Origin of the sequence: Kitasatospora sp. NPDC056731 (assembly GCF_040687675.1) — a bacterium.
Taxonomy (GTDB): Bacteria; Actinomycetota; Actinomycetes; order Streptomycetales; family Streptomycetaceae; genus Kitasatospora.
Map to the genome: position 1 here is coordinate 40,507 of NZ_JBFBNR010000011.1, position 25,880 is coordinate 66,386.

Genomic DNA, 25,880 nt, shown 5'->3' on the forward strand with positions numbered 1-25,880 from the left:
CCGCCGTCAGGAGTGCGAACCGCGTGGCGGCATCGGCACGAGGCGTGTGGCACGAGGCACCGAGGCACGAGGAGCACAGTGGTCGAGACGCACGGAGCGCCCCAGGACGGACTCTTCACCGCGACCGGCCCGGTCCTGCTGCGGACACCCGCGCTGCCGCGCTCGCACCGTCACACCGTCCCGGCCGACCCCGCGCACCCCGCGTCGGGGTCCGCCGACACCGCGCTCCTGGCACACCTCGCCGAGGCCGCCGCCGACCCGGCCCTGCGCGAGGCGATCGAGCTCTCCAGCCCCTCCCTGGCCGACCTGCTCGACCAGGTCGCCGCAGGCGCCGTGCCCCGCCCGGCCGCGCTGCGCCGGGCGGCCGAGGCGGTCAGCCGCTACCGGCTGCGGATGGCCACCCGGCCGACGCCGTTCGGGCTGATGGCCGCGGTGGTGCCGGCGCGCTTCGGCGCGGCGGCCAAGGTCCGCTGGGGCGGGGCCGACCGCCGCGCCCTGCGGCCCGACCTGGGCTGGCTGCTCCCGCTGCTCGACCGGCTGCGGACCGACCCGGCGGTGCTGCCCGGCCTGCGGCTGGCCGTGGACCAGCAGGCCCGGCTGCGCGGCGGCCGCCTGGTGCTGCCGTACCTGCCCGAGCGTCGGCCCGCCGCCGGTCCCGGTACTGGTACTGGTACCGAGGCGGAGCCGGTCGCCGAACGGACCGTACGGGCCACCGCCGTCGTCCGGGCCGCGATCCGGACCGCCGCCGAGCCGGTCCGGCACGCCGACCTGCTGGCCGCGCTGACCGCCGACTTCCCCACGGCCCCGGCCGAGGCCGTCGCGGCCCTGGTCCGCTCGCTGGTCGGCCAGGGGTTCCTGCTCACCGACCTGACGCCTCCGCCGGACAGCACCGACCTGCTCGGCCATGTGCTCGACCGGATCCCCGCCGACCACCCGGTGCACCCCGAACTGACGGCCGTCCGCACCGCGTTGACGCAGGCGGCCGCCTTGCCCGGCGGACAGGCCACCGACCTGCTGCGCGAGCTCCGGGCCCGGATGACCCGGCTCGCCCCGGCCGACCGCCCGCTCCACGCGGATCTCGCCCTGGACGCCGAGGTGGTCCTGCCGGACCAGGTCCGCACCGAACTGGAGCGGACCGCCGCGCTCCTCTGGCGCCTGTCGCCGCAGGCCCCCGCGCCCGAACACCTGCGCGCGTACCACGCGGAGTTCGTCGAGCGGTACGGCACGGACAGCCCCGTCCCGCTGGCCGAACTGCTCGACCCCGACACCGGCCTGGGGCCGCCGGCCGGCTACCGGCGCCCGGCCGGCCCCCGCGGCACGGCCAACCCCCAACCCGCCCGGGCCCGCACCGACGCCGACGCGGCCCGCGACCGGTTGCTGGCCGAACTGGCGGCGGGCGCCCTCGCCGACCGGGCGCCGGACGGCACGCTGCCCGAAGTGCTCCTGGACGACGACCTGCTGGCCCGGCTGACCCCGCCGCGCGACGAGGCGGGCGGCGCCGCCGACACCCCGCCCGCCTCCCTGGAGCTGTACGCCGAACTGGCGGCGGACTCCCTGGAGGCGCTGGACGCCGGGGACTTCCGGCTCGTGCTCTCCCCCGTCGCCGGCAGCGACCGCGCCGGAGCCAGCTTCGGCCGCTTCGCCACCCTGCTCGCGGGCGCGGGCAGCGACCCCGACCCGGCTGCCGACACCGGGACCGACCCGGGCCGGTCGGCGGGTGACCCCGCCGCGGCCGGCGGGGCACTGCTGGCCGAGGCCGCCGGGTCCGTGCGGTCCGCCGGGCCCGCCAGGCCCACCGGATCCGGCGACGACGGCGCACTCGAAGCGCACCTGGAGTTCACCCCGTACCGCGCACGCCATGCCAATATCGCCCTGACCCCGCGCTGGCTCGACCACCGGGTGGTGGTCAGCGCCTTCGCCGACCCGGGCGGCCCCTCCGTACTGCCGCTGGACGACCTGGTCGTGCTGGCCGACCCCGACCGGCTCGCGGTGTACTCCCGCCGTCTCGGCCGGGAGGTCCGCGTCACCACCCATCACGTGCTCAACCTGCGCAGCGGAGCGCCCAACGCGGCCCGTTTCCTCCAGGAGGTGACGCTGACCGGGCAACGGCCCTGGCAGCCCTGGGACTGGGGGGCGGCGAGCAGCGCGCCCGTGCTGCCGCGGGTCCGCCGGGGCCGGGTGGTGCTGGCCCCGGCCACCTGGCGGCTGACCGCGCCCGTCCCGGCGGCCTCCGCCCCGTTCGAGCAGTGGGACGAGGGCCTGGCCCGCTGGCGCCGACGGTGGGGAGTGCCGGCCGCCGTCCGCCTGATCAGCGGCGACCAGCGGATCAGCCTGGACCTCGACCTCCCGTGGCACCGGCGGCTGTTGCACAGCCAGGCGCGGTCCGCCGAGCCCACCGTGCTCCAGGAGGAGCCCAACCCGGCCGGCGACGGCGGCTGGCTGTGCGGACCGGATGGTGCGCGGACCGCCGAACTGGTGGTCCCGCTGCGCCGCAGCACGACCGGGCCGTCGACGGCCGGACCGCGCCGCCCGCTGCCCACCCGACGCGACCGGACCGTCGAACTCCCCGGCGGATCCTGGCTGTTCGCCCGACTGGCGGCCACCGAGGCACGCCAGGAGGAGATCCTGGTCGAGCACCTGCCCCGGCTGCTCGACGCCCTGCCCGCCGACGTGGACCGCTGGTTCTTCGTCCGCTACCAGGACTCCGCGCCGCACCTGCGGCTGCGTTTCCACGGTGCGCCGCCGGTCCTCGCCGCCCAACTGCTGCCCACCGTGCACGACTGGGTACGGGAGCTGCACCGGGCCGGGCTCGCCGCCGACCTGCGCCTGGAGGGCTACGCGCCGGAGACCGACCGCTACGGCGGCACCGAGGTGCTCGCCGACGCCGAGCGGGTCTTCCAGGCCGACAGCCTGGTCGCGCTGGCGGCGCTGCGACTGGCCCGGGCGGAGCGCTCGCTCTCCCGGGACCTGCTCGCCGCCGTGAACCTCGCCGGCACCGCGCAGGCCTTCCTGGCCGGCCGCGCGGGGCAGTCGGCGGGGCAGCTGGCGGGGCAGTCGGCGGAAGACCGCGTTCCTGACGGCGGGCCCGAGGGCCGCACCGACCTGCCCGCCGACCTGCCCACCAGCCTCTCCGCCGGCCGGCAGGCCGTACCACCGACCGTCCCCGGCGTGCCCTCGGTCGGGGCCTGGCTGGCGGGGGTGTATCCGAAGTCGGAGCGCCACCACCAGGCGTTCCGGGCCCAGCGTGCCGCCGCGTTGCGGGCGATCGGCCCCGACGGGCCGGCCGTCCCGGCGGGCGGCCTGCTGCCCGCCGACCCCGCACTGGCCGACGCCTGGCGGCAGCGGGCCGTCGCACTCGCGCGGTACGCGAGCCGGGTGGAGACGTCGTCGGCCGACCCGGTGCTGGCCTCGCTGCTGCACATGGGCCACAACCGGCTGATCGGGATCGACCGCGAGGCCGAACGCCGCGCCTACGCACTGGCCAGAGGCGCCGTCGAGGCCCACCGGGCCCGCCGCTCCAGCCCGCGGGAGGCGCGATGAACACGACGGATCCGATCCGCGCGGTGGCCGAGTTGCTCAGCAGGCCCGGTGCGCTCGAAGAACCGGCCGCCGATGCCACAACGCCCTCGGCGTCCGCGCCACCCCCAGCGGCGCACGCGCTCGGGGCCGGCCGCAGCGGCGCCGCGCTCGCGCTCGCCGTACTGGCCGACCGCGAGGACGACGACGCGCTGCGCCGCGCCGCCCACGGGCACCTCGCGGCCGCCGTGAAAGCCCCCGGGGCGATGCGGGGCGGCGGACTCTTCTCCGGCGCCGCCGCGATCGCCTTCGCCGCCCGCACCATGGCGCGGCGCCCCGGCGAGTACCGCACGCTGCTCGACGGGCTGACGCCCCGGGTCCGGCAGGCCGCGGCCGGGCGCGTCGCCGACCTGCGCGCCGATCTGGCCGCCGGCACGGGCCTGCGCGCCCACACCTTCGACACCGTCTCGGGCGCGGCGGGCCTGGGCCGGCTGCTGCTCGCGCTGGAGCCGGCCGGCCCGGCGCTGGCCGACCTGCTCACCGCGCTGGTCGCGCTGGCCCAGCCCACCGGCGGCGTGCTGCCGCGTTGGTGGACCGCCGGTGGACCGGGACTGCCCGGCGCGGATCCCGGGTTCCCCCGGGGGCACCTCAACCTGGGCCTGGCACACGGAGTCCCGGGCCCGCTCGCCCTCCTGGCGCTGGCCAGGCTGCGCGGTGTGCAGGTGCCCGGACAGGACGAGGCGATCGAGGCGCTGGCGAGCTGGCTCGCCGCCCGGCGGATCCCCGGCCCGCTCGACCCGGTCGATCAGGGCGCCCCGGTCGACCCGGCCAGGCCCGCCCCGACCGAGCCGGCGCCCACGGGCCCCGACGCCGCTGGGGGCCGGCCCGGTATGGGCGGTTCCTGGCCGATGACCGTGCGCGTCGAGGACGAGGAGGCCGGCCGGCTGCCGGCCGACCAGCCGACGCGGGCGGCCTGGTGCTACGGAACCCCCGGTGCGGCCCGCGCACTCTTCCTGGCGGGCACGGCCCGCGGCCGCTCCGACTGGCGGACCACCGCCGTCGCGGCGCTGACCGACACGCTGCGCGACCCCGCCGGCTGGAACCTCCAGGGCCCCGGGCTCTGCCACGGCACCGGCGGCCTGCTGCGGATCGCCCAGCGGATGGCCGAGGACTCCGGCTCCGCCGAACTGACCGCCTGCCTGCCCGCGCTCGCCGCCACCGTCGCGAGCCGGCTCGACACGGCACTCGGCGCCGGCGACCCGCCCGGCCTCCTGGAGGGGACGGCAGGCGCGGCCCTCGCCCTGCACGCCCACGCCCGTACCGCCGCGCAGGCATCCTCGGCGGGCACCGGCGACGCCGCCGAGGAGTGGGACGCCTTCCTCCTGATCTCCTGATCTGCCGAGCTGCTGAGCCGTTGAGCCGTTGAGCTGCTGATCAGCAGGAGAGCCGTCCCACCCGCCGGGTCGTCACATCTTCGGGGCGCCCTACTCCACCGTCACGCTCTTCGCCAGGTTGCGCGGCTTGTCGACGTCGCGACCGAGGGCCACGGAGGCGTGGTAGGCGAGGAGTTGGAGCGGAATGTTGAGCAGCAGCGGGTCGAGCTCGGGCTCGCTCTTGGGGACGAGGACGCAGTGGTCGGCGAGCTTGTCCTCGGGGCGGCGGTGCGCGATGGCGATGACGCGGCCGGAGCGGGCCTTGATCTCACCGAGGGTGGTGAGGTTCTTGTCGAGCAGTTCGTCGTCCGGGACGAGTGCGACGGTGGGCAGTTCGGGGCTGATCAGCGCCAGCGGACCGTGCTTCAGCTCGCTCGCCGGGTAGGCCTCGGCGTGCACGTAGGAGATCTCCTTGAGCTTCTGCGCGCCCTCCCGGGCGACCGGGTAGCCGCGGACCCGGCCGATGAACATCATGCCCGCCGATCCGGCGTACTCGGCGGCGAGTTCGGCGATGGCCTCGGTCTGCGCGAGCACCTCGCGGATCTGGTCCGGCAGCGCCTTCAGGGCCGCGACGATCCGGCGGCCGTCGGCGGGCGAGAGGTCGTGGATGCGGCCGAAGTGCAGGGCGAGCAGCGCGAAGGCGACCACGGTGGAGGTGAAGGCCTTGGTGGAGGCGACCGAGATCTCCGGACCGGCGTGCAGGTAGATGCCGCCGTCACACTCGCGGGCGATGGCGCTGCCCACGGTGTTGACGACGCCGAGCACCCGGCCGCCCTTGCGCTTGATCTCCTGGACGGCGGCCAGCGTGTCGTAGGTCTCGCCGGACTGGCTGACCGCGATGTAGAGCGTGTCCGCCTCGATCACCGGGTTGCGGTAGCGGAACTCGGAGGCGGGTTCGCTGTGCGCGGGGATGCGGGAGAGCTCCTCGATCAGCTGGGCGCCCATCTCGCCGGCGTAGTAGGCGGATCCGCAGCCGAGGATCTTCACCCGGCGGATCTCGCGCAGCTCCCGGGCATCCAGGTTGAGGCCGCCGAGGTGCGCGGTGGAGAAGCGCTCGTCGAGCCGGCCGCTGAGCGTGCGCTCGACCGAGCCGGGCTGCTCGTGGATCTCCTTGAGCAGGAAGTGCTCGTAGCCGCCGGTGTCATAGGAGTCGATCTCCCAGTCCACGGTGGACGGCTGGTGGTGGGTGGTGCGGGCGTCGGTGGTGAAGGTGCGGAAGCCGTCGGCGCGGACGGTGGCCAGCTCGCCGTCCTCCAGGTGGACGACCTGGCGGGTGTAGCGGACGAGGGCGGACACGTCGGAGGCGACGAACATCTCCTTCTCGCCGAGCCCGAGCACTATCGGGCTGCCGTTGCGGGCGGCCACGATCCGGTCCGGCTGCTCGGCGTCGAGCACCGCGATGCCGTAGGTGCCGACCACCCGGCCGAGGGCGGCGCGCACCGCGTCCTCCAGCTCGACGCCCTCGCCGACGTGCGCGGCGATCAGGTGGGAGAGCACCTCGCTGTCGGTCTCGGAGCGGAACACGACGCCGTCGGCGGTGAGCTTGGCGCGCAGTTCGTCGGCGTTCTCGATGATGCCGTTGTGGACGACGGCGATCCGCTCGGCACCGTCCAGGTGCGGGTGGGCGTTGGCGTCACTGGGCACGCCGTGGGTCGCCCAGCGGGTGTGGCCGATGCCGGTGCCGCCCTTGAACCGGGCCGGGACGGCGGCGGCCAGGTCGGCGACCCGGCCCTTGACCTTGCGGACCTTGAGCCCGCCGGTGCGCCCGGTGACGGCCACGCCGGCCGAGTCGTAGCCGCGGTACTCCAGCCGGGCCAGGCCCTCCAGCAGGAAGGGGGTCGCGTCCTTGGGGCCGATGTAGGCCACGATTCCGCACATGCGTGGTCTCCTCTTCGTCAATGCCGTGAATGCCGTAAATGCTGCAAGTGCCGTAAATGCCGTGAACGCGCCAGTGCCGTGAGCGCCGTGGAGCCGCCAGCGCCCCGGCAGCGCTCAGCCGTAGACGATCCGGCGCAGCTGGCGGGCCGAGAGCTCGGGTGCCGCGACCCGGCGGGCGGGGAGTTCCTCGGCGAGCCGGGTGAAGATCCGTTCGTTGGTCAGTCCGCGTGCCTGGAGCTCGCCGTGGCGGCGGCGGACGTACTCCTCGGTGCTCTCGGAGAAGTACGCCAGCACCTCCGCCACGACCCGCGCCGCCTCCCGGGGCCCGAGCGGGCTGGTCCGGGTGAGGTGGGCGAGGAGGTCGTCGTGAGGGTGGGGTGAGCTCGGCACGAGTGAGGAGCCTAGGCCGCGCCGCCCGCCGGGGCCAAGAATCCTGCCCGAATTCGGGCAGACTTTACGACTTTCAGCTCAAACAACCAGTCACATGGTCCTCCCCAGCCCCTCCCGACCCCTTCCCGACGCACCCTTGTAGCCACACCCCTCCGACACGTAGCGTCATTTTCCGCATACGTAGCGGAAGAACCGGAGGCTTGCTGATGTGCGGGATCACCGGATGGGTCGCCTTCAACCGTGACCTCACCGCCGAACGGGCCGTCCTCGACGCCATGACGGCCACCCAGATCTGCCGCGGCCCGGACGCCGGCGGCGTCCACCTGGAGCGACACGCCGGCCTCGGCCACCGCCGCCTCGCGGTGATCGACCTGGAGGGCGGCGTCCAGCCGATGACCGTCGAGCACGACGGCCGGCTGCTGGCCGCGCTCACCTACAGCGGCGAGGTCTACAACCACCGCGAGCTGCGAGCCGAACTGAAGGCGGCCGGACACCGCTTCCGCACCCGCAGCGACACCGAGGTCGTGCTGCACGCCTACCTGGAGTGGGGCGAGGGCCTGGCCGAACGCCTCAACGGGATGTTCGCCTTCGCGATCTGGGACGCCCGCAGCGAGGAACTGCTGCTGGTCCGCGACCGGATGGGCGTCAAGCCGCTGCACTACCACCCGACCCCCGACGGCGTGGTCTTCGGCTCCGAGGTGAAGGCCATCCTGGCCCACCCCTCGGTCCACCCGGTGGTCGACCTGGACGGGCTGCGCGAACTGCTCGCCTTCACCCGCACCCCGGGCATCACCCCCTACCGGGGCATCGTCGAGGTCCGGCCCGGGCACGTCGTCCGGGTCCGCCGCGAGGGCGTGTCGGTGCGCCGCTACTGGGCGCTGGAGGCGCGCGAGCACACCGACACCCTGGAGGCCACCGTCGCCACCGTCCGGGCCCTGCTGGACGACATCGTCCACCGCCAGCTCGATTCGGACGTCCCGCTCTGCTCGCTGCTCTCCGGCGGCCTGGACTCCAGCGCCGTCACCGCCCTCGCCGCCCGGGTCCTGCGGGCCGAGGGCGCCGGCCCGGTGCGCTCCTTCGCCGTCGACTTCGCCGGCCAGAGCGAGAACTTCCACGCCAGCGAGGTCCGGCCGACCCTGGACGGCCCGTACGCCCGGATGCTGGCCGAGCACGTCGGCGCCGACCACAACGTGATCGAGCTGGACGCCGCCGCGCTCACCGACCTCGCCCAGCGGGACGCCGTCCTGCGCGCCCGCGACCTGCCCGGCGGCTTCGGCGACATGGACATCTCGCTGCTGCTGCTCTTCCAGGGCGTGCGCCGCCAGTCCACCGTCGCCCTGTCGGGCGAGTCCGCGGACGAGCTGTTCGGCGGCTACCGCTGGTTCCACGACCCGAAGGCCGTCGCCGCCGACGACTTCCCCTGGGCGGTCTCGCTGACCGGCCTCGGCGGCCAGGGCGCCGGCCCGCGCGAACACCTGCTCGACGCCGGCCTGCTCGCCGAACTCGACCTGGCCGGCTACCGGAAGGCCCGCTACCGCGAGGCACTCGCCGAAGTCCCGCACCTGCCGGACGCCGATCCGCTGGAACGGCGGATGCGCGAGATCTCGTACCTCCACCTGACCCGCTTCGTCTGCATCCTGCTCGACCGCAAGGACCGGATGAGCATGGCCAACGGCCTGGAGGTGCGGGTGCCGTTCTGCGACCACCGGCTGGTCCAGTACGTCTTCAACACGCCGTGGGCGATGAAGCACTTCGACGGCCGGGAGAAGAGCCTGCTGCGCGCCGCCGTCCGGGACGTGCTGCCGGACGCCGTCGCCGACCGGGTGAAGAGCCCGTACCCGGTCACCGAGGACCCGCACTACCCGGCGCTGCTGCGGGCCGAGCTCGCCCGGCTCGCCGCCGAGCAGAAGTCCCCGGCGCTCGCCCTGCTCGACCGGCGGCGCCTCGCCGACGCGCTCGACCCGGACACCGACCCGCAGTCCGTCCGGCTGGCCGTCGACCTCGCACTCGAACTGCACACCTGGCTGACGGACTACCAGGTGACGCTGGACATCTGACGGCCGCCACCCCGGGCGGTGCGGCGGCTGCGACGGCGGGCCGCTGCGCCGTTCGGGTGATTGATCCGGGTGATTGATCCCGGTGATCATCCGGAACCAACCCGCCGCGCCCGGGCGTCGGACGGTGCGGTAGCGTCGCCGACACCTCCCGAATGGCGGGCGAAAACGCGGACTCCCGCCGGCGTGCCGTCAGGATGGGAGCGAACCGTCCACCTCGATCCGCCGGGGGATCACCTCATGCAACCGCGGGTATTCGCGATTCTCACCGCCCTGCTCCTGGGCGTCCTGGGCCTCGGGTCGGTGGCCGTCACCGACTGGTCGCCCGCGCCCGGCGTCGCGGCGACGGCCCCGGCCGCCACCGCGGGCACCGGCGCCGCCGCACCCAGTGTCGCGCCGGCGGCCGCGAGCGCCACCCCGACCGGCGACCCGGCGGTGTGGACCCGCTCGACGCTGCGCAACAAGCTGATGGCCGAGATGGACGCCACCGACCCCGGCGTCGCGCTCGCCGACCTCGACAAGATCACCAAGGAGAAGCCGTACACCGTGCGCTTCTGCCACCCGATCGCGCACGAGCTCGGCCACTCGGCGGTCAAGCGCTTCAACGCCGACTTCCAGAAGGTCATCTCCTTCCCACACGAGACCTGCGCGGCCGGCTACCTGCACGGCGCGGTCGAGGAGATGCTCAACGCCTCCGCCCAGCCCGAGGTGGACCTGCTCAAGCTCTGCGCGCCCAAGAACACCGGCCCGTGCATCCACGGCGTCGGCCACGGCACCATGTTCGTCGCCAAGCAGGACGTCCCCAAGGCGCGCGAGCTGTGCAACAAGTTCCCCACCGACCAGAACAAGATCCGCTGTTCCGAAGGGCTGTTCATGCAGCTCTTCGGCCCGGACGAGGAGGACGAGAAGGCCAAGGCGAACCTGCCCGCCGACAAGCTCGCCCAGGACCCGCTGTACCCGTGCAAGGACCAGCCGGCCCTGTTCCAGTCCGCGTGCTTCTTCTACGCCCCGACCTTCTACCTCTCCTCGCACGACTACCCGAACCACCCCGAGGTCTACGCCGACGCCCTCAAGTGGTGCCTCAGCGGCAAGGCCAGCGGCGGGGCGACCGACTGCAGCCGCGGCGTCGGCTCGCGGACGATGAAGTACAACCTCGACCGCGAGGACTGGGCCGCCCAGCAGTGCGGCACCGCCGCCGACGGCTGGCAGCGCAAGGCCTGCGCCGAGGGCCTGGTCAGCTACTACACGGTGAACTACACGGACGACGGCGCGGCCGGCCGGCTCTGCGCCAAGATCACCAACAAGGAGATGCAGGGCTACTGCCGCTCCGCCAGCGGCCTGTCCGGCTCTCTGGACTGACCCCGCCGTCCCACCGGGACCGACCACCCCGTCTCACCTGGAGGGCCCGCGCCGCACGGCGCGGGCCCCTTCCGTAGGATCGGCCGACCGGTCCACCGGACCGAACGATCAGGGTGCGCCGAGGACGCCGCGCCTCCCCCGCCCCTGGAGAGCCGCCATCATGACCACCGAGGACTTCCGCGCCGCCGCGCACACCGCCGCCGACCTCGTCTCCGACTACCTCGCCGAACTGCCCGGGCGCCCGGTCTGGCAGCCGATGGACGGCACCGCCCGCCGGGCCCTGCTCGACGCCCCGCTGCCCGCCGACGGCCGCCCGCTCGCCGACCTCCTCACCGCCATCGGGCAGGACGTCCTCCCCCACCCGATGGGCAACGGCCACCCCCGCTTCTTCGGCTGGGTCAACTCCGCCCCCGCCCCCGCCGGAGTCCTCGCCACCCTCGCCGCCTCCGCCATGAACCCCAGCTCGGCCGGCGGCGACCACGCCGACGTCCACCTGGAACGCGCCGTGGTCCGCTGGATCGCCGAACTCGTCGGCTTCCCGCACCCGGCCGGCGGCGGCCTGCTCACCTCCGGCACCTCGATGGCGACCATCGTGTGCCTGGCCGCCGCCCGCAACCGCGCCGCCCGCCGGGCCGGCTGGGACATCCGCGAGGACGGCCTGGCCGGCCTGCCGCCACTGGTCGGCTACGTCACCGGCGAGACCCACTCCTGCGTCCGCAAGGCCGCCGAACTCCTCGGCCTCGGCAGCCGGCACCTGCGCACCGTCGCCACCGGGCCGGACGGCCGCCTCGACCCCGCCGAACTGCGGGCCGCCGTCGAACGCGACCGGGCCGCCGGACTGCTGCCCTTCCTGGTCGTCGCCTCGGCCGGCACCGTCGGCACCGGAGCCGTCGACGACTTCGGCCCGATCGCCGACCTCTGCGCCGAACAGCGCCTGTGGCTGCACGTCGACGGCGCGTACGGGGCCTTCGGCAGGCTCGACCCGGCCATCGCCCACCGCTACGCCGGCCTGGAGCGTGCCGACTCCCTCGCCCTCGACCCGCACAAGTGGCTGGGCGTGCCCGTCGACTGCGGCTGCGCGCTGGTGCGCGACACCGAGGAACTGCGCGCCACCTTCAGCCTCGTCCCCTCCTACCTGCGCGACGAGGCGGCCGGCGCGCTCGGCTGGTTCTCCGAGTACGGCACCGAGCAGACCCGCCCGTTCCGCGCACTCAAGGTCTGGGCCACCATCGCCCACAAGGGCCGCGACGGCATCGCCCGCGACATCGCCCGCTGCACCGCCCTCGCCCGCCTCCTCGGCGAACTGATCGAGGCCGACGGGGAGTTGGAGCTGCTGGCCGAGGTACAGACCTCCATCGTCGCCTTCCGCCACCGCACCCCCGGGCACGACGAGGCCGCCGTCGACGCCCTCAACCGCGAACTCCCCTCCGCCGTCCAGCGGCGCGGCCGGGTCTTCGTCACCGGAGCCCGTCTCGGCGACCGCGAGATGCTCCGGGCCTGCCTGCTCAACGCCGCCACCACCGAGGCCGACCTGGAGCTCCTGCTCGCCGAGGTCAAGGCGGCGGCCGCGGACCTGCAACCGTAACGCGGGCCCGGTGACCTTAACCACCAGGTCACGGCGGGTTCGTGGGCAGGAAACACCCGTCGGGCAGGGTGCTGTCATGGAGCAGACGGAGCACACGGAGCACACGGCCATGCAGCCGACGCCCACCCGCCCCCGGGCCCGACGACGCGGCGCCGGCACCCACCGCTGGCGCCGCGACAGCGTCGAACTCGCCGCCGTCTTCGTCTCGGTCACCGCGGCCGACCTGGTCGCCAAGATCGTCGTCCGCGGCCCCGACGGCCCGGTGGTCCTCGCCGCCGCCGCCCTCGCCCTCCTCGCCACCGCCCTCTTCCACACCTGGTGGTCCCAGCGCCACCACCCCCACTCCCCCGCGCCCCCGACCACCCTGTGGCGCGTCCGCACCGCCGCCCGCAGCACCCCCGACGGCCTGGCCCGCGTCCACACCGCCCTGGCCGACCAGCACGTCGCCATCCTCTCCCGCCAGCCCCACCCCCTCCCCGGCACCACCGTCGACGAGCTCTACCTCCGCGCGCCCCACACCCTCACCCCCACCGACCTCACCACCCTCCTCACCACCACCGGCCACCCCCTCCTCGACACCCCCACCCGCATCGGCTGACTGCGGCGGGGCCGCAGCGGGTTCCCCAACACCGCTACACAGGAGGGGGTTTGACGACCCTCCCACGAGCCTTCCCGCCGCTTCCGGCTCAGGACTGCGGGCCGGCCGGAGTGAGACGGTAGGCGGGCAGGCCCCGGCGGCGGATGAGGAATTCGGCGACTATCAGGTTGGGCAGCCAGCAGAGGAACGGGACGGCGGCGTAGGCGTTGTCGAAGAAGCGCTGGCCGTCGACGTGCCCCTGGGCGGTGAGCGTCTGGAGGAGGATGAGGACGCCGAGCCAGGACCGGAGGGTGACGGCGGCGTAGGTGAGGGCGAAGCTGCGGATCATCCAGGCGCGGTGGCTCGGCAGGTCGCGGTCACGGACGGCGCGGTAGCCGCGCCAGGTGGTCCAGGCCCAGAGCAGGGCGAGGCCGCCGAAGCCGAAGAAGCCGTTGAAGGCGACCGAGTTGAAGAACGCCATGACGAACGCGGCCAGGGATCCCACCGCGACCCCGAAGACGTAGATACGGCCCGTCCAGCGGTGGACGGCGGGGGACCGCCGGCGCAGCGCGGTGGAGAACTGGAACGGGCCGACCAGCAGCGCGAGCGCGGCCGTCACGATGTGGACGTAGAAGGTGACTTGGACGGCCATCGGGCGCTCGGCGTAGGTGGCGGGCAGGCCGCCCTTCGACGCGGCGATGGGCAGGTCGGCCTGGGCGTACGTCCCCACGGCGTACCCGACGATCGCGAGCGAGGTCAGCAGGACGACGGTCCAGCGGAAGCGCCCTCCCCTCCTGCTCGTCGGGTCGGGGGCGGGGGCGGTCGCGGCGTGGGCGGCGGTACTGGTCATCGGTGACCTCGATCGGCTGGAGGTGGGACGGCATCACGTGCGCGGTGCGGCGTCGCGCGGTCGGCCGGCGCTCTGCTCACGGCGCCCACCACCCCGGAACGGGGGCCTACCACCACGCTGTTCGAACCGCTGCCAGTGTGTCCGGGCCCGCGACCCCGGGCCATGGAGCGGTCCCCCGGGCCGGGAGGGGGGTTACCCCCACGACCCGACGGGGCGTCAACCGGACGGCCTCCCACCGCACGGGCACCGCCGCCGCCACCCCGGCCGCAACGGGCCCCGGGGTTCGTTACGCAGCCGATGGGCGGCCGTGACACGACCGGCCGGGGACCGCGACACGGGCCTCCTACCGTCATGGACGACGCACCGGCCGCCCCGGCCGGGAGGCGTCCATGACGAAGGAGAACACCGTATGAGCAGGAGCCGTACCCACCGCTCCCCCGCCCGCCGCGTGCTGGCCGTCTGCGCCCTGACCGGGGGCGCACTGCTGACCGTCGTCACCGGCGGACAGGCCTTCGCCGACGGGACCCCGTCCGCCGCGCCTGCTGCGGGTGCCGGCGTGTCGGCCACCCCCACCGCGACGCCCAGCCCGGCCCAGCCCGCCCCGGCCGCCCCGGGTGCCCCCTCGGTCGCGGGTGCCACCCCCACGGCGAAGCCCTCCGCCGGTACCGGGCCCTCCGCGCAGCCGGCCGCCGGTGGCGCCGGGGTCTCCAGTGACGGCAAGGCCCAGGTCCGTGAGGTGCCCAAGGGCGCGGCCCAGGCCGGCGACGGATCCGGCGAGACCGACAGCAACGGCCTGATGCTGGCCGGTGGCGGCGCCGTCGCGGCCGTCGGCGCCGGTGCGCTGGGCTTCGCGATGCTGCGCCGCCGCTCCGGTGCGCGCGGCTGACACCGGCCCCGAGTCCGCCGGGCACCCCGGCGCCGTTCCCCCGCCCTTGACCGGGTGGGGAGGCGGCGCCGGGGGCCCGGTGGGTACCGGGGCCCCGGCGGGCGGCGGGCAGCCCGACAGGACGCCCGGCGCCGACGGGCCGGCCCGCCACGGCCTCCCGCGCGGCGGCCGCAACCGGCGGCGCCGCAAGGCCTCCCCCGGCCCGGGCACACTGCGCCGGACGGCGTTCGGTGCGGCGGGCCTGGCCTGCCTGGTGCTGGGCACCACCGTGGCGTTGTCCGGCCAGCACACCCCGGTGGTGCGGGTCGAGCCCTCGGTGCACGGCAGTACCGACAACCCGGCGGCCGCGCCCTCGGGAGGCCCCGGAACCGCGGGGACCACGGGGACGGCCGGGACCGCCGGGAGCCCGGCCGGCGCGCCGAAGCCCTTCGCCGCTTCGGCGCCGACCCGGCTGCTGGTGCCGGCCGCCGGGGTGGACGCCCCGGTGACCGGCCTCGGGCTGAATCCCGACGGGACGGTCGAAGTGCCGGCCGCCGACCGGGCCGACGAGGTCGGCTGGTACCGCAACGGGCCGACGCCCGGGGAGGCCGGCCCCGCCGTCCTCATCGGGCACTACGACACCGCGCACGGCCCGGCGGTCTTCCACGGCGTGCCGAAGCTGCGGCCGGGCGACCTGATCCAGGTGCGGCGCGCGGACGGCAGCACCGTGGACTTCAAGGTCCGCTCGCTGCTCCAGGCCGCCAAGGACCGCTTCCCGACCGAAACGGTCTACGGTGACACTCCCGAACCCGCTCTCAGGCTCATCACCTGCGGCGGGCGGATCGGCTCGGACGGGCACTGGACGGACAACATCATCGTCCTGGCGGACCTGGCCGGTCCGGGCGGCGCGACCGGCTGAAGCCGCCGCGCCGTCCCGGTCGTCCCGGCCGTCGGGTCGTTTCGACTGTCGAACCGGCGCGGCGGCCGGGACGGCGGGACGGGAACCACCGACCGCCGTCCACGCGACCTACCACCGAGGCCGGTGCGGGGACGAACCGGCGCATCGCCGCAGACCAGGAGGACGAGCACCGACCGTGGCAGCAGCATCCCCACCCCGCCGCCGGCCCGTCGCCGTGCCGGTGGCGGCCCTCGCCGCCCTGGCCGTCCTCGTGACGCTCGCGGCCCTGGCCCTCGGCCGCGCCACCCCCGGCGGGCTCCAGGACCACGGCGCCACCCAGCCGGTGGCGCCACCGCTGGTGGCCCAGCCGCTCTGGCCCGACCTGGCGGCCTCCCCGCCGCCGCGCCCTCCCGCCACCGGCGCCGGGGCCGCCACCCAGGCCGCGCCGCAACCCGTCCCGGACGTGACCGTCCCCGGGCACGACATCAGGACGGTCGACGTCCGTACCGTCCTCGCCAAGGACTCCACGGTGGGCCCGGAGGAGCGGCGCGCCCTGGACTCCTGCCCCGCCTGCGACGTCCGCAGCCCCGAGTTCCGTGACCTCACCGGCGACGGGCGGGACGAACTGGTCGTCTCCGTCGCCACCCCCGGGCCCGTGGTCCTGCACGTCTACCTGCTGGCCGACGACCGGCTGCTGCCCATCCTCCAGGTCGAGGTGCTGAAGGGGTTCAGCGCCGCGACCGTCGGGTCCGACCTGTGGCTCTACGAGCCGACCGGCGCGTTCGTCCGGACCAGCAGCCACTACCAGTGGGACGGCGTCCGGCTCGGCCTGCTGGAGCGGAAGGTCGAGGACACCGGCCCGATCTCCGGCCCGATCGCCGGCCCGGCCGGCGGAGCCACGAACGGCGGCGCACAGACGCCCACCAGCACGCCCTCCGCCGGCCCCGCCGTCGCCCAGCGCAGCGGCCGCCCGTCCGCCCAGCCGCAGCCCGCCCTGCCCGAAGCCGGCGCCGGCGCGGGCGTCTCCTCCCCGAAGACGGCCGTCCCGGTCCCCATCCGCCCGCCCTCGGCTCCCTCGGAAGCGAAGCCATGAACCCCGCAGCCGCGCCCGCCCACCCGCACATCCTGCTCGTCGAGGACGACGAGGTGATCCGGGAGGCCACCCGGATGGCCCTGGAGCGCTACGGCTTCCCGGTCACCACGGCCGCCGACGGCCTGGAGGGCCTGGAGGCCTTCCATGCCGTGCGCCCCGACCTCCTGCTGCTGGACGTCATGCTGCCGCTCCTCGACGGGGTCGGCCTCTGCCGCCGGATCCGGGAGGAGAGCCAGCTGCCGATCCTGATGATGTCGGCACGCACCGACCCGGTCGACGTGGTGTCCGGTCTGGAGGCCGGGGCGGACGACTACGTCGTCAAGCCCTTCGAGAGCGCCGTGCTGGTCGCCCGGATCCGCACCGTGCTGCGCCGGGTGCGGGTGGTCCCGGCCGAACCCGCGCTGCCCGAGGAGCCGGTGGACCCCGCCGCTCCCGTCGCCGCGCCTGCCGCCGTCCTCGCGGACGCCCCCTCCCCCGCGCTGCGCAGCTTCGACGGCATGCAGGTGGACACCGACAGCATGGAGGTGCGCGTCGACGGCCACCTCGTCCCGCTCACCCCCACCGAGCTGCGGCTGCTGCTGGAGTTCACCGCCGCGCCCGGCATCGTGCTGGAGCGCTCCACCCTGCTGGAACGCGTCTGGGACTACGACTGGGGCGCCGACACCCGGGTGGTGGACGTCCACGTGCAGCGGCTGCGCGCCAAGATCGGCTCCGGCCGGATCGAGACCGTCCGCGGGTTCGGCTACAAGCTGCGGCGTCCGGCATGACCCTGCGCCGTCAGATCGCCACCGCCGTCGCCGCCATCGCCGTCCTGGTGGCGGTGGCCGTCGGCCTGCTGGTCCACCAGGCGATGATCCGTCAGCACGTGGACCAGGCCCGCGCCGCCGCGCTCGCCGCGCTCGGCTCGGCCGTGGACACCTACAAGCGCGGCGAGGTCACCGACCGGTTCGCCCTGGACGACCCTGCGCTGCCCCAGGGGCTGCGGACGCTCGCGGCCGACGGCCACGAGGGCTCGCTGCTCGCCGGCGGTCCGCAGGGCGAGTCGATGTGGGCGGCCCGACCGGTCCAGACCGGGGTGCTCTCCGTCCGGGTGGACTTCACCCAGGACCGGCAGGCGATCGCCGACCTCGACCGGATCATCCTGATCACCGTCGTCGCCGCGGTCTTCACCACGGTCCTGGCCGGCGTACTGGTCGCCGACCGGATCAGCCGCCGACTGCGCACCGCGGCGACGGCCGCCCGGGGCATCGCCGCCGGCCGGACGGACACCCGGATCGGCGAGCTCGTCGACGGGAAGGACGAGGTCGCCGACCTCGCCGCCGCCGTCGACCTGATGTCCCGCACCCTGCACCAGCGGCTGGAGGACGAGCAGCGCTTCACGGCGGACGTCGCCCACGAACTGCGCACCCCGCTCACCGGCCTGGTCACCGCGGCCGAACTGCTCCCGCCCGGCCGCCCCACCCAACTCGTCCAGAACCGGGTGCAAGCCCTGCGCTCGCTGGTCGAGGACCTGCTGGAGGTCTCCCGCCTCGACGCCGACGCCGAGATCCCGGACTTCGCCCCCGTCCCGCTGGAGCGGGCGGTGCGTCGCACCGTCACGCTCACCGGCCTGGAGGTCGACGTGGACGTGGACGCGGCCGCCGACCGTCAGGTCCGCACCGACCTGCGCCGCCTCGACCGCATCCTCGGCAACCTGCTGCTCAACGCCCACCGGCACGGCACCGCGCCGATCCGGCTGCACGTCGACGGCCACCGGATCACCGTCCGCGACCACGGCCCCGGCTACCCCGACGACCTCCTCGCCCGCGGCCCCCAGCGCTTCCGCACCAACGCCCCCGAACGCGGACGCGGCCACGGCCTCGGCCTCACCATCGCCACCGGCCACGCCCGGGTCATCGGCGCCGACCTCGCCTTCACCAACCACCCCGAGGGTGGCGCCCTCGCCACCCTCACCCTCCCCGACGACCCGTCCCACCCCTGACCGCTCGGCGCAGCCGTGAGATATGGCCGCCCAGGTGGCAGCGGTGGCCGGGGCCTGAGGCGGTCCCTCGGGTGGCCCCGGCCCGCCGGGTCGCCCGGCCGTCACTCGGCCGCCACTCGGCCGCCGCTCAGTTGTCGCTCAGTTGTCGCTCAGCTGTCGCTCGGCTGGACGACGCACGCCGAGTTCGCGAGCATCGACCCGAAGCCGCCGAGCAGCGTGGAGACGACGGACTTGCAGGCGGCGGCCTCCTGCGGGGTCTTGGGCCCGTCGGCGGCGGCCGCCGGCTGGGCGAGGGCGATCGGCGCGGCCAGCAGCAGTGCGCAGCACGCCACGCCCAGTACGGACCGCTGCACGAGGACGGACTTCTTCAGGAGGGACGACGGGAAGGACATGTGGGCCCCTTCGGGGGAGGTGGGATCGGCGGAAAGCCGAGCCATCCCTATCCGAAGGGGCTCGTCCGTTCCCGGATTCTGCGCCATCCGTGAGCGTGTTCAGGTCAATGATCCGTTCGGGGCCGGGCGATCACCCCAGGCCCGTCGGCCACCCTGGTGTCCGAGCCCGGTCGGGGCCGATCGAGCCCCGTCGAGCCCCCGGAACATGGCCACGCTCGTCACGCTCCGGAACCGCCCAGGTCATTCCTGCGTTCACGATCACGTAACCGGCCGGAAGCGCGGCGTCGGTAGCGTCGGCGGCATGACGGCATCACGCACTCGCCCCGAACGGCTCTGGCACCGGCCTTTCCGCAGGTCCGACCGCAGGTGCGCGGCGCCCGAGGGCCAGGCCGCCCGGCTGCCCGCGCTCGCCGGGGGCCCGTTGCGGCCCGCCCGTCCGCACCCCCCGGTCGACCGGCCGCGAGCCGTGACGGAGCCGGACCGGGAGGCGCCGTCCCGCCTGACGCTGGCGGACGGGACGGCGCTGACGCTGCGCCCCGCCGGACCGGCCGACCGGGCCGCGGCCCTGGCGATGCACCTCCGCTGCTCCCCCGCCTCGCTGCGGCTGCGCTACCACGGGCCGGTCCGCGACGCCGGCCGCTACCTGGACCACCTGCTGGACGCCCGGCACGGCCACAGCCTCGCCGCGACGGCCGCCGACGGGCGGATCGTCGCCCTCGGGCACCTGATGTGGGACGACGACGAGGCGGAGCTGGCGGTGCTGGTCGAGGACGCCTGGCAGCGGCGCGGACTCGGTCCGGCCCTGCTGCGGCAGCTCTCGGCGGCGGCCCGGGCGGCCGGTGTGACGACGGTGTACGCGGTGACCCACGCCTCCAACACCGGGCTGATCACCGCGATGCGCCGGCTGGCCGCCCCGCTGGACTTCCGGGCCGAGGACGGCACCCTGGTGATCACCGCCACGCTGGCCGCGGACGAGCCGGCCTCCTGCGTCCGTCCGGGCCGCTGATCTTTTCTTCACCACATCCTCACCCGGGAACCCCGCGAGCCCGGAGAGCGTCCCAAGCGACGAAGGCCCCCTCCGTACACCGTCTTCCCCGACGATCCGTCAGGGCGCCCGAGGCGGCGCCTCCGGCCGCGTCGCAGCAGGCTGCCTGGGGTCCGGATCGTCGAGCCGGGCGGCGGAGTCGGTAGGCTGGCCCCGTCCCCGCCGCCCGACGGCCCGTTAATCCGGACCCGGGTGGTGCCGCAGCAAGGAGGAACCACTGAGCATGGCAGGCACCGAATCGGAGCCCACAGGCGCACGCGACGCCTCGCTGCCGGCCCGCGCCAAGATCGCGGTCACGGCCGGTCGGGTCGCTGCCGCCGTGTCCCGCAAGGCCGGACGCGGAAGCGGCTCGGTGATCGGCGGCAAGGTCGCCCTGAGGCTCGACCCCGACCTGCTCGCCACCCTCGCCGACCACCTCGACGTCGTCCTGGTCAGCGCCACCAACGGCAAGACCACCACGACCCGCCTGATCGCCGAGGCGCTGCGCGCCGCCGGCCCGGTGGTCTCCAACGCCCTGGGCGCCAACATGCCGGCCGGCATCACCTCCGCCCTGGCCGGCGGCTCGGACGCCCGCTTCGGCGTGATCGAGGTCGACGAGAAGTACCTGGCGGGCGTCGCCCGCGACACCCGCCCCAAGGCGATCGCCCTGCTCAACCTCTCCCGCGACCAGCTCGACCGCGCCGCCGAGACCCGGATGATGGCCGAGAAGTGGCGCGAGGGCCTTCAGGACACCGAGGCCGTGGTCATCGCCAACGCCGACGACCCGCTGGTGACCTGGGCCGCCTCCTCCTGCAAGAAGGTGGTCTGGGTGGCCGCCGGGCAGGCCTGGAAGGAGGACGCCTGGTCCTGCCCCGCCTGCGGCGGTGTGATGCAGCGCCCCGGCGACGACTGGTTCTGCCAGGAGTGCGGCTTCCGGCGCCCCAACCCGCACTGGGCGCTCCAGGGCACCCACGTGATCGACCCGCAGCGCGGCGCCTGGCCGATCCAGCTCCAGCTGCCCGGCCGGGCCAACCTGGCCAACGCCACCAGCTCGGCCGCCGTCGCCGCCGTGTTCGGCGTCTCCCCGCAGGTCGCGCTGGAGCGGATGCGCTCGGTCTCGGCCGTCGCCGGCCGCTACGACGTGGTCCAGTACCAGGGCCGGGACATCCGGCTGCTGCTGGCCAAGAACCCGGCCGGCTGGCTGGAGACCTTCTCGCTGATCGACGGCCCGCCCGCGCCGGTGATCCTCTCCGTCAACGCGCTCGACGCCGACGGCACGGACACCTCCTGGCTGTGGGACGTCGACTACGAGCGCCTCGCCGGGCACCCGGTGTTCGTGATGGGGCAGCGCAAGCTGGACCTGGCCGTCCGCCTGGAGGTCGCCGGACTGCAGTTCCACGTGGTGGACACGCTGGAGCAGGCCGTCCGGATGGCCCCGCCCGGCCGGATCGAGGCCATCGCCAACTACACCGCCTTCCAGCAGCTGCGGAAGGTCGTGGCCGGCTGATGCCGCGCCTGCAGCCCCATCTGATCGTGACGGAAGGCCTTCGAGGATGAGTGAGAGCAGCCTGCGCGTGGTCTGGGTCTACCCGGACCTGCTCAGCACCTACGGCGACCGCGGCAACGCCCTGGTCGTGGAGCGCCGGGCCCGCCAGCGCCATCTCAACGTGACCCGGATCGACGTCCGCTCCGACCAGTCCGTCCCCACCAGCGGCGACATCTACCTGATCGGCGGCGGCGAGGACCGTCCGCAGCGGCTCGCCGCCGAGCGGCTGCGCAACGACAGCGGCCTGATCCGGGCCTCCGAGAACGGCGCGATCATCTTCGGCGTCTGCGCGGGCTTCCAGATCATGGGCCACGAGTTCGTCAACGACCTCGGCGAGCGCGAGCCGGGCCTCGGCCTGCTCGACGTCTGGACCACCCGCGGAGACGGCGCCCGCTGCGTCGGCGACGTCCTCGCCGACGTCGACCCGCGCCTCGGCCTGCCGCAGCTGACCGGCTTCGAGAACCACCAGGGCGTCACCCACCTCGGCCAGGGCGTCCAGCCGCTGGCCACCGTGGTCGCCGGCCGGGGCAACGGCACCGGCGACGGCACCGAGGGCGCCTGGCGGGACACCGTGTTCGGCACCTACCTGCACGGCCCGGTGCTGGCCCGCAACCCCGCCGTGGCCGACATGCTGATCAAGCTGGCGCTGGACGTCAACGCCCTGCCGCCGGCCGACACCACCTGGTACGACGCGCTGCGCGCCGAGCGCATCGCCGCCACGACGCGCCCCGCGTAGTACGTCCGCCCGCCCCGAAGCCCGGGTGCCCGCGATGCGGTCACCCGGTTCAGGGGCGGCCCCGGACGTACCACAATGGGGCTGCCTACTGCACACCCTCCTCGGCAGCAGGCTGCACTTCCGCGCGGGGGCGCCGACGGCGCCGCTCCCGCGTCGGCTCCTGCCCGGCCGGACCAGGGGCCGTATGCTCGACTTCGCGGCCGTTTTCGGGCGTTCTGTCCGGATCGGCCGGTCCTTCACCCCGCGGCCACCTCCCCGCCACTCCGGCGTGGGAGCGCCCCGCTACGGTGACGGCTCGTCGTCCCAGCCTGTAGTCCGGCCGTTCCTCGGTTCTGCTCGGGAGTTGCAAAGCTAATGCGTATCGGAGTGCTGACCAGCGGCGGTGACTGCCCCGGCCTGAACGCGGTGATCCGTTCCGTGGTCCACCGGGGGGTGGTCGACCACGGCGACGAGATCATCGGTTTCCAGGACGGCTGGCGCGGTCTCCTGGAGGGCGTCCACCGGCCGCTCACCCTCGACTCGGTGAGCGGCATCCTGGCCCAGGGCGGCACGATCCTCGGCTCGTCCCGGGTCCAGCCCAGCCACCTACGCGACGGCGTCGAGCGCGCCAAGCGACTGTGCGCGGACCTCGGCATCGACGCGGTGATCCCGATCGGCGGCGAGGGCACCCTCAAGGCCGCCAAGCTGATGAGCGACGCCGGACTGCCGGTGGTCGGGGTCCCGAAGACCATCGACAACGACATCGCCTCCACCGACGTCACCTTCGGCTTCGACACCGCCGTCTCGGTCGCCACCGAGGCGCTGGACCGGCTGAAGACCACCGCCGAATCCCACCAGCGGGTCATGGTCGTCGAGGTCATGGGCCGCCACACCGGCTGGATCGCGCTCAACGCGGGCATGGCCGCCGGCGCGCACGCCATCGTCGTCCCGGAGCGCCCGTTCCACATCGACAAGCTGACCGCCGTCGTCCGCGAACGCTTCGACCGGCAGAAGAAGTTCGCCATCGTGGTCTGCGCCGAAGGCGCCAAGCCCGAACCCGGCACCATGCACTGGGAAGAGGGCACCAAGGACATCTACGGCCACGAGCGGTTCACCGGCATCGCCACCCAGCTCTCCCGCGAACTGGAACACCGCCTCGGCAAGGAGGCCCGCCCGGTGATCCTCGGCCACACCCAGCGCGGCGGCACCCCGACCGCGTACGACCGGGTGCTCGCCACCCGCTTCGGCTGGCACGCCGTCGAGGCCGTCCACAAGGGCGCGTTCGGGCACATCACCGCACTGCAGGGCACCAACATCAACCTGGTGCCGATCGCCGAGGCGGTCGCCGAGCTGAAGACCGTCCCGCAGGAGCGCTACCTGGAGGCGGAGACGGTCATCTGACCTCCCCCGCCCCGTCGAGGGCCCGGACCGCCACCGGTCCGGGCCCTCGTGCGTCCGACGGGCGCCCCCGCGACGGCCCCGCTAGCGTGGCCGGTGGAGCGGACCACTCGCGGAAGGGCAACCGATGGAGATCCTCGCGTACGGGGTACAGGCCGACGAACGGCCGCTGCTGGAACAGGCCTTCGCCGGCCGGCACGGGCTGCGCTGCCTGAGCATGTTCCTCAACCGCGACACCGCCCCGCTCGCCGCCGGCTACCCCGCCGTCAGCAGCAGCGTCAACGCCGTCCTCGACGCCGATACCCTGGCCGCCCTCGCCGCCGGCGGCACCAAGCTGATCGCCCAACGCTCCACCGGCTTCAACAACATCGACCTCGACGCCGCCGCCGACCTCGGCCTCACCGTCGCCCGGGTCTCCTACTACAGCCCCTACGCCGTCGCCGAACACGCCTGGACGCTGGCCCTGGCCGTCAACCGCCGCCTCACCCGCGCCGCCACCCGCACCCGCGAGTTCGACTTCCGCCTCGACGGCCTCCTCGGCCGCGACATCCACGGCATGACCATCGGCGTCATCGGCACCGGCAAGATCGGCGAGTGCTTCACCCGCATCGCGGCCGGCTTCGGCACCCACCTCCTCGGCTGGGACATCGCCCCCAACCCCGCCTGCCTCGACCTCGGCATGACCTACACCGAACTACCCGAACTCCTCACCCGCGCCGACCTGATCAGCCTCCACGTCCCCCTGCTCCCCGCCACCCACCACCTCATCGACGCCGCCGCCCTCGCCCGGATGAAGGACGACGCCATCCTCGTCAACTCCAGCCGCGGCGGCCTCATCGACAGCGCCGCCCTCGTCGAAACCCTGCGCGCCGGCCGCCTCTCCGGCGTCGGCCTCGACGTCTACGAAGAGGAAACCGGCGTCTTCTTCACCGACCGCTCCATCGAAGGCATCACCGACGACGTCCTCGCCCGCCTCGTCACCTTCCCCCAAGTCCTCGTCACCAGCCACCAGGCCTACTTCACCCACACCGCCGTCACCCAGATCATCGACGCCACCACCCGCAACATCGACGACTACACCGCCGGCCGCACCAACGAGAACACCCTCGTCCCGAGGAGCTGACCCGTCGTCGGAGGGGGCGGGCGCCCGGGGGGCGGTCGTGTTCAGCCGTGTTTCGACTCCGGGAGGCGGGCGCGGGGGGTGCCGTCCGGGGTGGCGGGGGCGGTGGTGTCCCAGGCCCGTAGGGCCGTGAGGGCGGCGGCGCGGGCGGGGGCCGTCGGGCGGACGCCCTCCGGGGCGAGGAGGAAGTCGGCGACCGGGGTGAGCAGCAGGGTGGCGGGTCCGGCCGGGAGGAGGCGGGCCTCGTCCCACTGGTGCCGGATGACGGTGCGGCGCAGCAGGGTGCCGTGCCGCGGGCGGAGCGGGCGGGTGAGGGCTTCGCGGCGGTGGAGTTCGGGGGCGACCTCGGATTCCAGGACGGTGCGCACGCCGCCCAGGGAGCCCAGCGGTACGTGTTCGGCGGCGAGGTCGAGGAGCGCGACGGCCTCCGGGGCGAGCCGGTAGGCGGCGACCACGGCGGCGGTCTCGACGGGTTCGAAGGACTTCCGGCCCAGGCGGGCCACGTCGATCACGTCACCCGCCCGGAAGGCGCGGCCGAGCCCCTCCTCCGCGAGGGCGATCAGGCATTCGACGTGGTCGTCGGCGGCCAGGTAGGGCCGGACCGGGACGGTGGCGAGGTCGCCGGTGAGCGCGGCGGTTCCGAGCCGGACCTGGTACCACGGGTCGAGCAGCGGGTCCTCGGCCGGCCAGCGCAGGGTGACGGAGGTGTGCCGGGGGCGCTCGCCGAGCAGGGTGACCTCCACGGACTCCACCGGGTGCTCGGTGACCAGCCGGCTGACGGCCTGCCAGAGCGCGGCCTCGGTGGGGCTGACGAGGGTGAGCTCGCCCAGCGGCCGGGGCAGGTCGGACGGGTAGTAGCCGGCCAGCGGGAGGTCGCGGATCGGGCGCACCCCGGTGGCGTCGGCGAGGTCGCGGGCGAGCCGGGCGTAACAGTCGGCCCGGTCGCGGGCGCGCTGCAGTTCGGCGCGGGCGTGCTCGCCCATCCGGACGTCCTCCCGGACGAGCGCGGCGAGCACCAGGTAGGGGAGGTCGCGGGCGCCGCGGGCGCGGTGGAGCAGTTCGACCGGTCCGGCGACCGGGTCGACGTCGAGCAACCGGTAGAGCAGGTCGGTGTTCACTGGCGTCGGCCTCCGAGAAACGTGGTGGTCGCCCGGGCGGCGGCACCCGGGGGGTGTGGCGGGCCCGGCGGGTCGTACCGGGCCGACG

General features: G+C 74.8%; 21 protein-coding genes. 16 read left to right on the plus strand and 5 right to left on the minus strand.

The genetic code is table 11. The features are described 5' to 3' along the window. Positions 1–78: 78 nt before the first annotated feature. Positions 79–3,540 (plus strand): lantibiotic dehydratase, encoded by a 3,462-nt coding sequence (locus AB0R04_RS13720; protein ID WP_363370781.1) that lies wholly within the window; start codon positions 79–81, stop codon positions 3,538–3,540. Continuing rightward, complete coding sequence (locus AB0R04_RS13725; RefSeq protein WP_363370784.1) at positions 3,537–4,910, plus strand: lanthionine synthetase LanC family protein; 1,374 nt, start codon at positions 3,537–3,539, stop codon at positions 4,908–4,910. Before AB0R04_RS13720 ends, AB0R04_RS13725 begins: the two co-directional genes overlap by 4 nt. A 90-nt stretch (positions 4,911–5,000) precedes the next feature. On the opposite strand, the gene glmS is transcribed toward AB0R04_RS13725, so the two are convergent. Further along, a complete protein-coding gene (gene glmS / locus AB0R04_RS13730) occupies positions 5,001–6,827 on the minus strand; it encodes a glutamine--fructose-6-phosphate transaminase (isomerizing) (protein ID WP_063350342.1) in 1,827 nt (608 codons plus the stop codon). A gap of 114 nt (positions 6,828–6,941) precedes the next feature. Further along, entirely contained in the window at positions 6,942–7,217 is a 276-nt protein-coding gene (locus AB0R04_RS13735) for a hypothetical protein (protein ID WP_063350341.1), read from the minus strand. A gap of 206 nt (positions 7,218–7,423) precedes the next feature. Between AB0R04_RS13735 and asnB the strand changes: the two genes are divergently transcribed. The 4 genes from asnB to AB0R04_RS13755 all read left to right on the plus strand — a co-directional run bounded on the left by asnB (position 7,424) and on the right by AB0R04_RS13755 (position 12,813). Further along, positions 7,424–9,274: an asparagine synthase (glutamine-hydrolyzing) gene (asnB, locus tag AB0R04_RS13740; protein WP_363370787.1), complete on the plus strand. Its 1,851-nt coding sequence runs from the start codon at positions 7,424–7,426 to the stop codon at positions 9,272–9,274. A gap of 237 nt (positions 9,275–9,511) precedes the next feature. Further along, positions 9,512–10,630: a hypothetical protein gene (locus AB0R04_RS13745; RefSeq protein WP_363370789.1), complete on the plus strand. Its 1,119-nt coding sequence runs from the start codon at positions 9,512–9,514 to the stop codon at positions 10,628–10,630. 160 nt (positions 10,631–10,790) lie between these two features. After that, positions 10,791–12,215 carry a pyridoxal-dependent decarboxylase gene (locus tag AB0R04_RS13750; RefSeq protein WP_363370792.1) on the plus strand — a complete coding sequence of 475 codons (1,425 nt, stop codon included), beginning with the start codon at positions 10,791–10,793 and terminating at the stop codon, positions 12,213–12,215. A 76-nt stretch (positions 12,216–12,291) separates the two neighbouring features. Further along, on the plus strand, positions 12,292–12,813 hold the full coding sequence (locus AB0R04_RS13755; RefSeq protein WP_363370794.1) for a hypothetical protein: 522 nt from the start codon (positions 12,292–12,294) through the stop codon (positions 12,811–12,813). Positions 12,814–12,901: 88 nt separating this feature from the next. Here AB0R04_RS13755 and AB0R04_RS13760 read toward each other — a convergent pair whose 3' ends face one another. Then, positions 12,902–13,642: a DUF2306 domain-containing protein gene (locus AB0R04_RS13760; RefSeq protein ID WP_063350336.1), complete on the minus strand. Its 741-nt coding sequence runs from the start codon at positions 13,640–13,642 to the stop codon at positions 12,902–12,904. Positions 13,643–14,051: 409 nt separating this feature from the next. Here AB0R04_RS13760 and AB0R04_RS13765 point away from each other — a divergent pair, with 409 nt between their 5' ends. The 5 genes from AB0R04_RS13765 (at position 14,052) to AB0R04_RS13785 (ending at position 18,479) form a co-directional block, all read left to right on the plus strand. Then, on the plus strand, positions 14,052–14,528 hold the full coding sequence (locus tag AB0R04_RS13765) for a hypothetical protein (RefSeq protein ID WP_363370797.1): 477 nt from the start codon (positions 14,052–14,054) through the stop codon (positions 14,526–14,528). Positions 14,529–14,607: 79 nt separating this feature from the next. Beyond that, positions 14,608–15,426, plus strand: a complete 819-nt coding sequence (locus AB0R04_RS13770) for a class F sortase (RefSeq protein WP_363370799.1) — start codon at positions 14,608–14,610, stop codon at positions 15,424–15,426. Between the two features lie 175 nt (positions 15,427–15,601). After that, positions 15,602–16,498 carry a hypothetical protein gene (locus AB0R04_RS13775; RefSeq protein ID WP_363370802.1) on the plus strand — a complete coding sequence of 299 codons (897 nt, stop codon included), beginning with the start codon at positions 15,602–15,604 and terminating at the stop codon, positions 16,496–16,498. Continuing rightward, on the plus strand, positions 16,495–17,265 hold the full coding sequence (gene cseB / locus AB0R04_RS13780) for a two-component system response regulator CseB (protein ID WP_363370805.1): 771 nt from the start codon (positions 16,495–16,497) through the stop codon (positions 17,263–17,265). Before AB0R04_RS13775 ends, cseB begins: the two co-directional genes overlap by 4 nt. Beyond that, a complete protein-coding gene (locus tag AB0R04_RS13785; RefSeq protein ID WP_363370808.1) occupies positions 17,262–18,479 on the plus strand; it encodes a HAMP domain-containing sensor histidine kinase in 1,218 nt (405 codons plus the stop codon). The genes cseB and AB0R04_RS13785 overlap by 4 nt, the downstream gene beginning before the upstream one ends. Before the next feature lie 149 nt (positions 18,480–18,628). On the opposite strand, the gene AB0R04_RS13790 is transcribed toward AB0R04_RS13785, so the two are convergent. Further along, positions 18,629–18,871, minus strand: coding sequence for a hypothetical protein (locus AB0R04_RS13790; RefSeq protein WP_363370810.1), 243 nt, complete (start codon positions 18,869–18,871; stop codon positions 18,629–18,631). Between the two features lie 301 nt (positions 18,872–19,172). Here AB0R04_RS13790 and AB0R04_RS13795 point away from each other — a divergent pair, with 301 nt between their 5' ends. The 5 genes from AB0R04_RS13795 to AB0R04_RS13815 all read left to right on the plus strand — a co-directional run bounded on the left by AB0R04_RS13795 (position 19,173) and on the right by AB0R04_RS13815 (position 24,677). After that, complete coding sequence (locus tag AB0R04_RS13795; protein ID WP_363370812.1) at positions 19,173–19,877, plus strand: GNAT family N-acetyltransferase; 705 nt, start codon at positions 19,173–19,175, stop codon at positions 19,875–19,877. A gap of 262 nt (positions 19,878–20,139) precedes the next feature. Next, positions 20,140–21,402, plus strand: coding sequence for a MurT ligase domain-containing protein (locus tag AB0R04_RS13800; RefSeq protein WP_063350329.1), 1,263 nt, complete (start codon positions 20,140–20,142; stop codon positions 21,400–21,402). A 46-nt stretch (positions 21,403–21,448) separates the two neighbouring features. After that, positions 21,449–22,177, plus strand: coding sequence for a glutamine amidotransferase (locus tag AB0R04_RS13805; RefSeq protein WP_063350328.1), 729 nt, complete (start codon positions 21,449–21,451; stop codon positions 22,175–22,177). Positions 22,178–22,531: 354 nt separating this feature from the next. Beyond that, positions 22,532–23,557, plus strand: a complete 1,026-nt coding sequence (locus AB0R04_RS13810) for a 6-phosphofructokinase (protein WP_063350327.1) — start codon at positions 22,532–22,534, stop codon at positions 23,555–23,557. 124 nt (positions 23,558–23,681) lie between these two features. Then, positions 23,682–24,677 carry a 2-hydroxyacid dehydrogenase gene (locus tag AB0R04_RS13815; protein ID WP_363370816.1) on the plus strand — a complete coding sequence of 332 codons (996 nt, stop codon included), beginning with the start codon at positions 23,682–23,684 and terminating at the stop codon, positions 24,675–24,677. A 41-nt stretch (positions 24,678–24,718) separates the two neighbouring features. Here AB0R04_RS13815 and AB0R04_RS13820 read toward each other — a convergent pair whose 3' ends face one another. After that, complete coding sequence (locus AB0R04_RS13820; protein ID WP_363370819.1) at positions 24,719–25,792, minus strand: hypothetical protein; 1,074 nt, start codon at positions 25,790–25,792, stop codon at positions 24,719–24,721. Between the last annotated feature and the right edge of the window lie 88 nt (positions 25,793–25,880).

Coding starts and splice junctions, on each gene's coding strand:
- AB0R04_RS13725 (WP_363370784.1), top strand. CDS start 3,537: ATGAACACGACGGATCCGATCCGCGCGGTGGCCGAGTTGCTCAGCAGG.
- glmS (WP_063350342.1), bottom strand. CDS start 6,827: ATGTGCGGAATCGTGGCCTACATCGGCCCCAAGGACGCGACCCCCTTC.
- asnB (WP_363370787.1), top strand. CDS start 7,424: ATGTGCGGGATCACCGGATGGGTCGCCTTCAACCGTGACCTCACCGCC.
- AB0R04_RS13745 (WP_363370789.1), top strand. CDS start 9,512: ATGCAACCGCGGGTATTCGCGATTCTCACCGCCCTGCTCCTGGGCGTC.
- AB0R04_RS13750 (WP_363370792.1), top strand. CDS start 10,791: ATGACCACCGAGGACTTCCGCGCCGCCGCGCACACCGCCGCCGACCTC.
- AB0R04_RS13755 (WP_363370794.1), top strand. CDS start 12,292: ATGGAGCAGACGGAGCACACGGAGCACACGGCCATGCAGCCGACGCCC.
- AB0R04_RS13760 (WP_063350336.1), bottom strand. CDS start 13,642: ATGACCAGTACCGCCGCCCACGCCGCGACCGCCCCCGCCCCCGACCCG.
- AB0R04_RS13765 (WP_363370797.1), top strand. CDS start 14,052: ATGAGCAGGAGCCGTACCCACCGCTCCCCCGCCCGCCGCGTGCTGGCC.
- cseB (WP_363370805.1), top strand. CDS start 16,495: ATGAACCCCGCAGCCGCGCCCGCCCACCCGCACATCCTGCTCGTCGAG.
- AB0R04_RS13785 (WP_363370808.1), top strand. CDS start 17,262: ATGACCCTGCGCCGTCAGATCGCCACCGCCGTCGCCGCCATCGCCGTC.
- AB0R04_RS13790 (WP_363370810.1), bottom strand. CDS start 18,871: ATGTCCTTCCCGTCGTCCCTCCTGAAGAAGTCCGTCCTCGTGCAGCGG.
- AB0R04_RS13795 (WP_363370812.1), top strand. CDS start 19,173: ATGACGGCATCACGCACTCGCCCCGAACGGCTCTGGCACCGGCCTTTC.
- AB0R04_RS13800 (WP_063350329.1), top strand. CDS start 20,140: ATGGCAGGCACCGAATCGGAGCCCACAGGCGCACGCGACGCCTCGCTG.
- AB0R04_RS13805 (WP_063350328.1), top strand. CDS start 21,449: ATGAGTGAGAGCAGCCTGCGCGTGGTCTGGGTCTACCCGGACCTGCTC.
- AB0R04_RS13810 (WP_063350327.1), top strand. CDS start 22,532: ATGCGTATCGGAGTGCTGACCAGCGGCGGTGACTGCCCCGGCCTGAAC.
- AB0R04_RS13815 (WP_363370816.1), top strand. CDS start 23,682: ATGGAGATCCTCGCGTACGGGGTACAGGCCGACGAACGGCCGCTGCTG.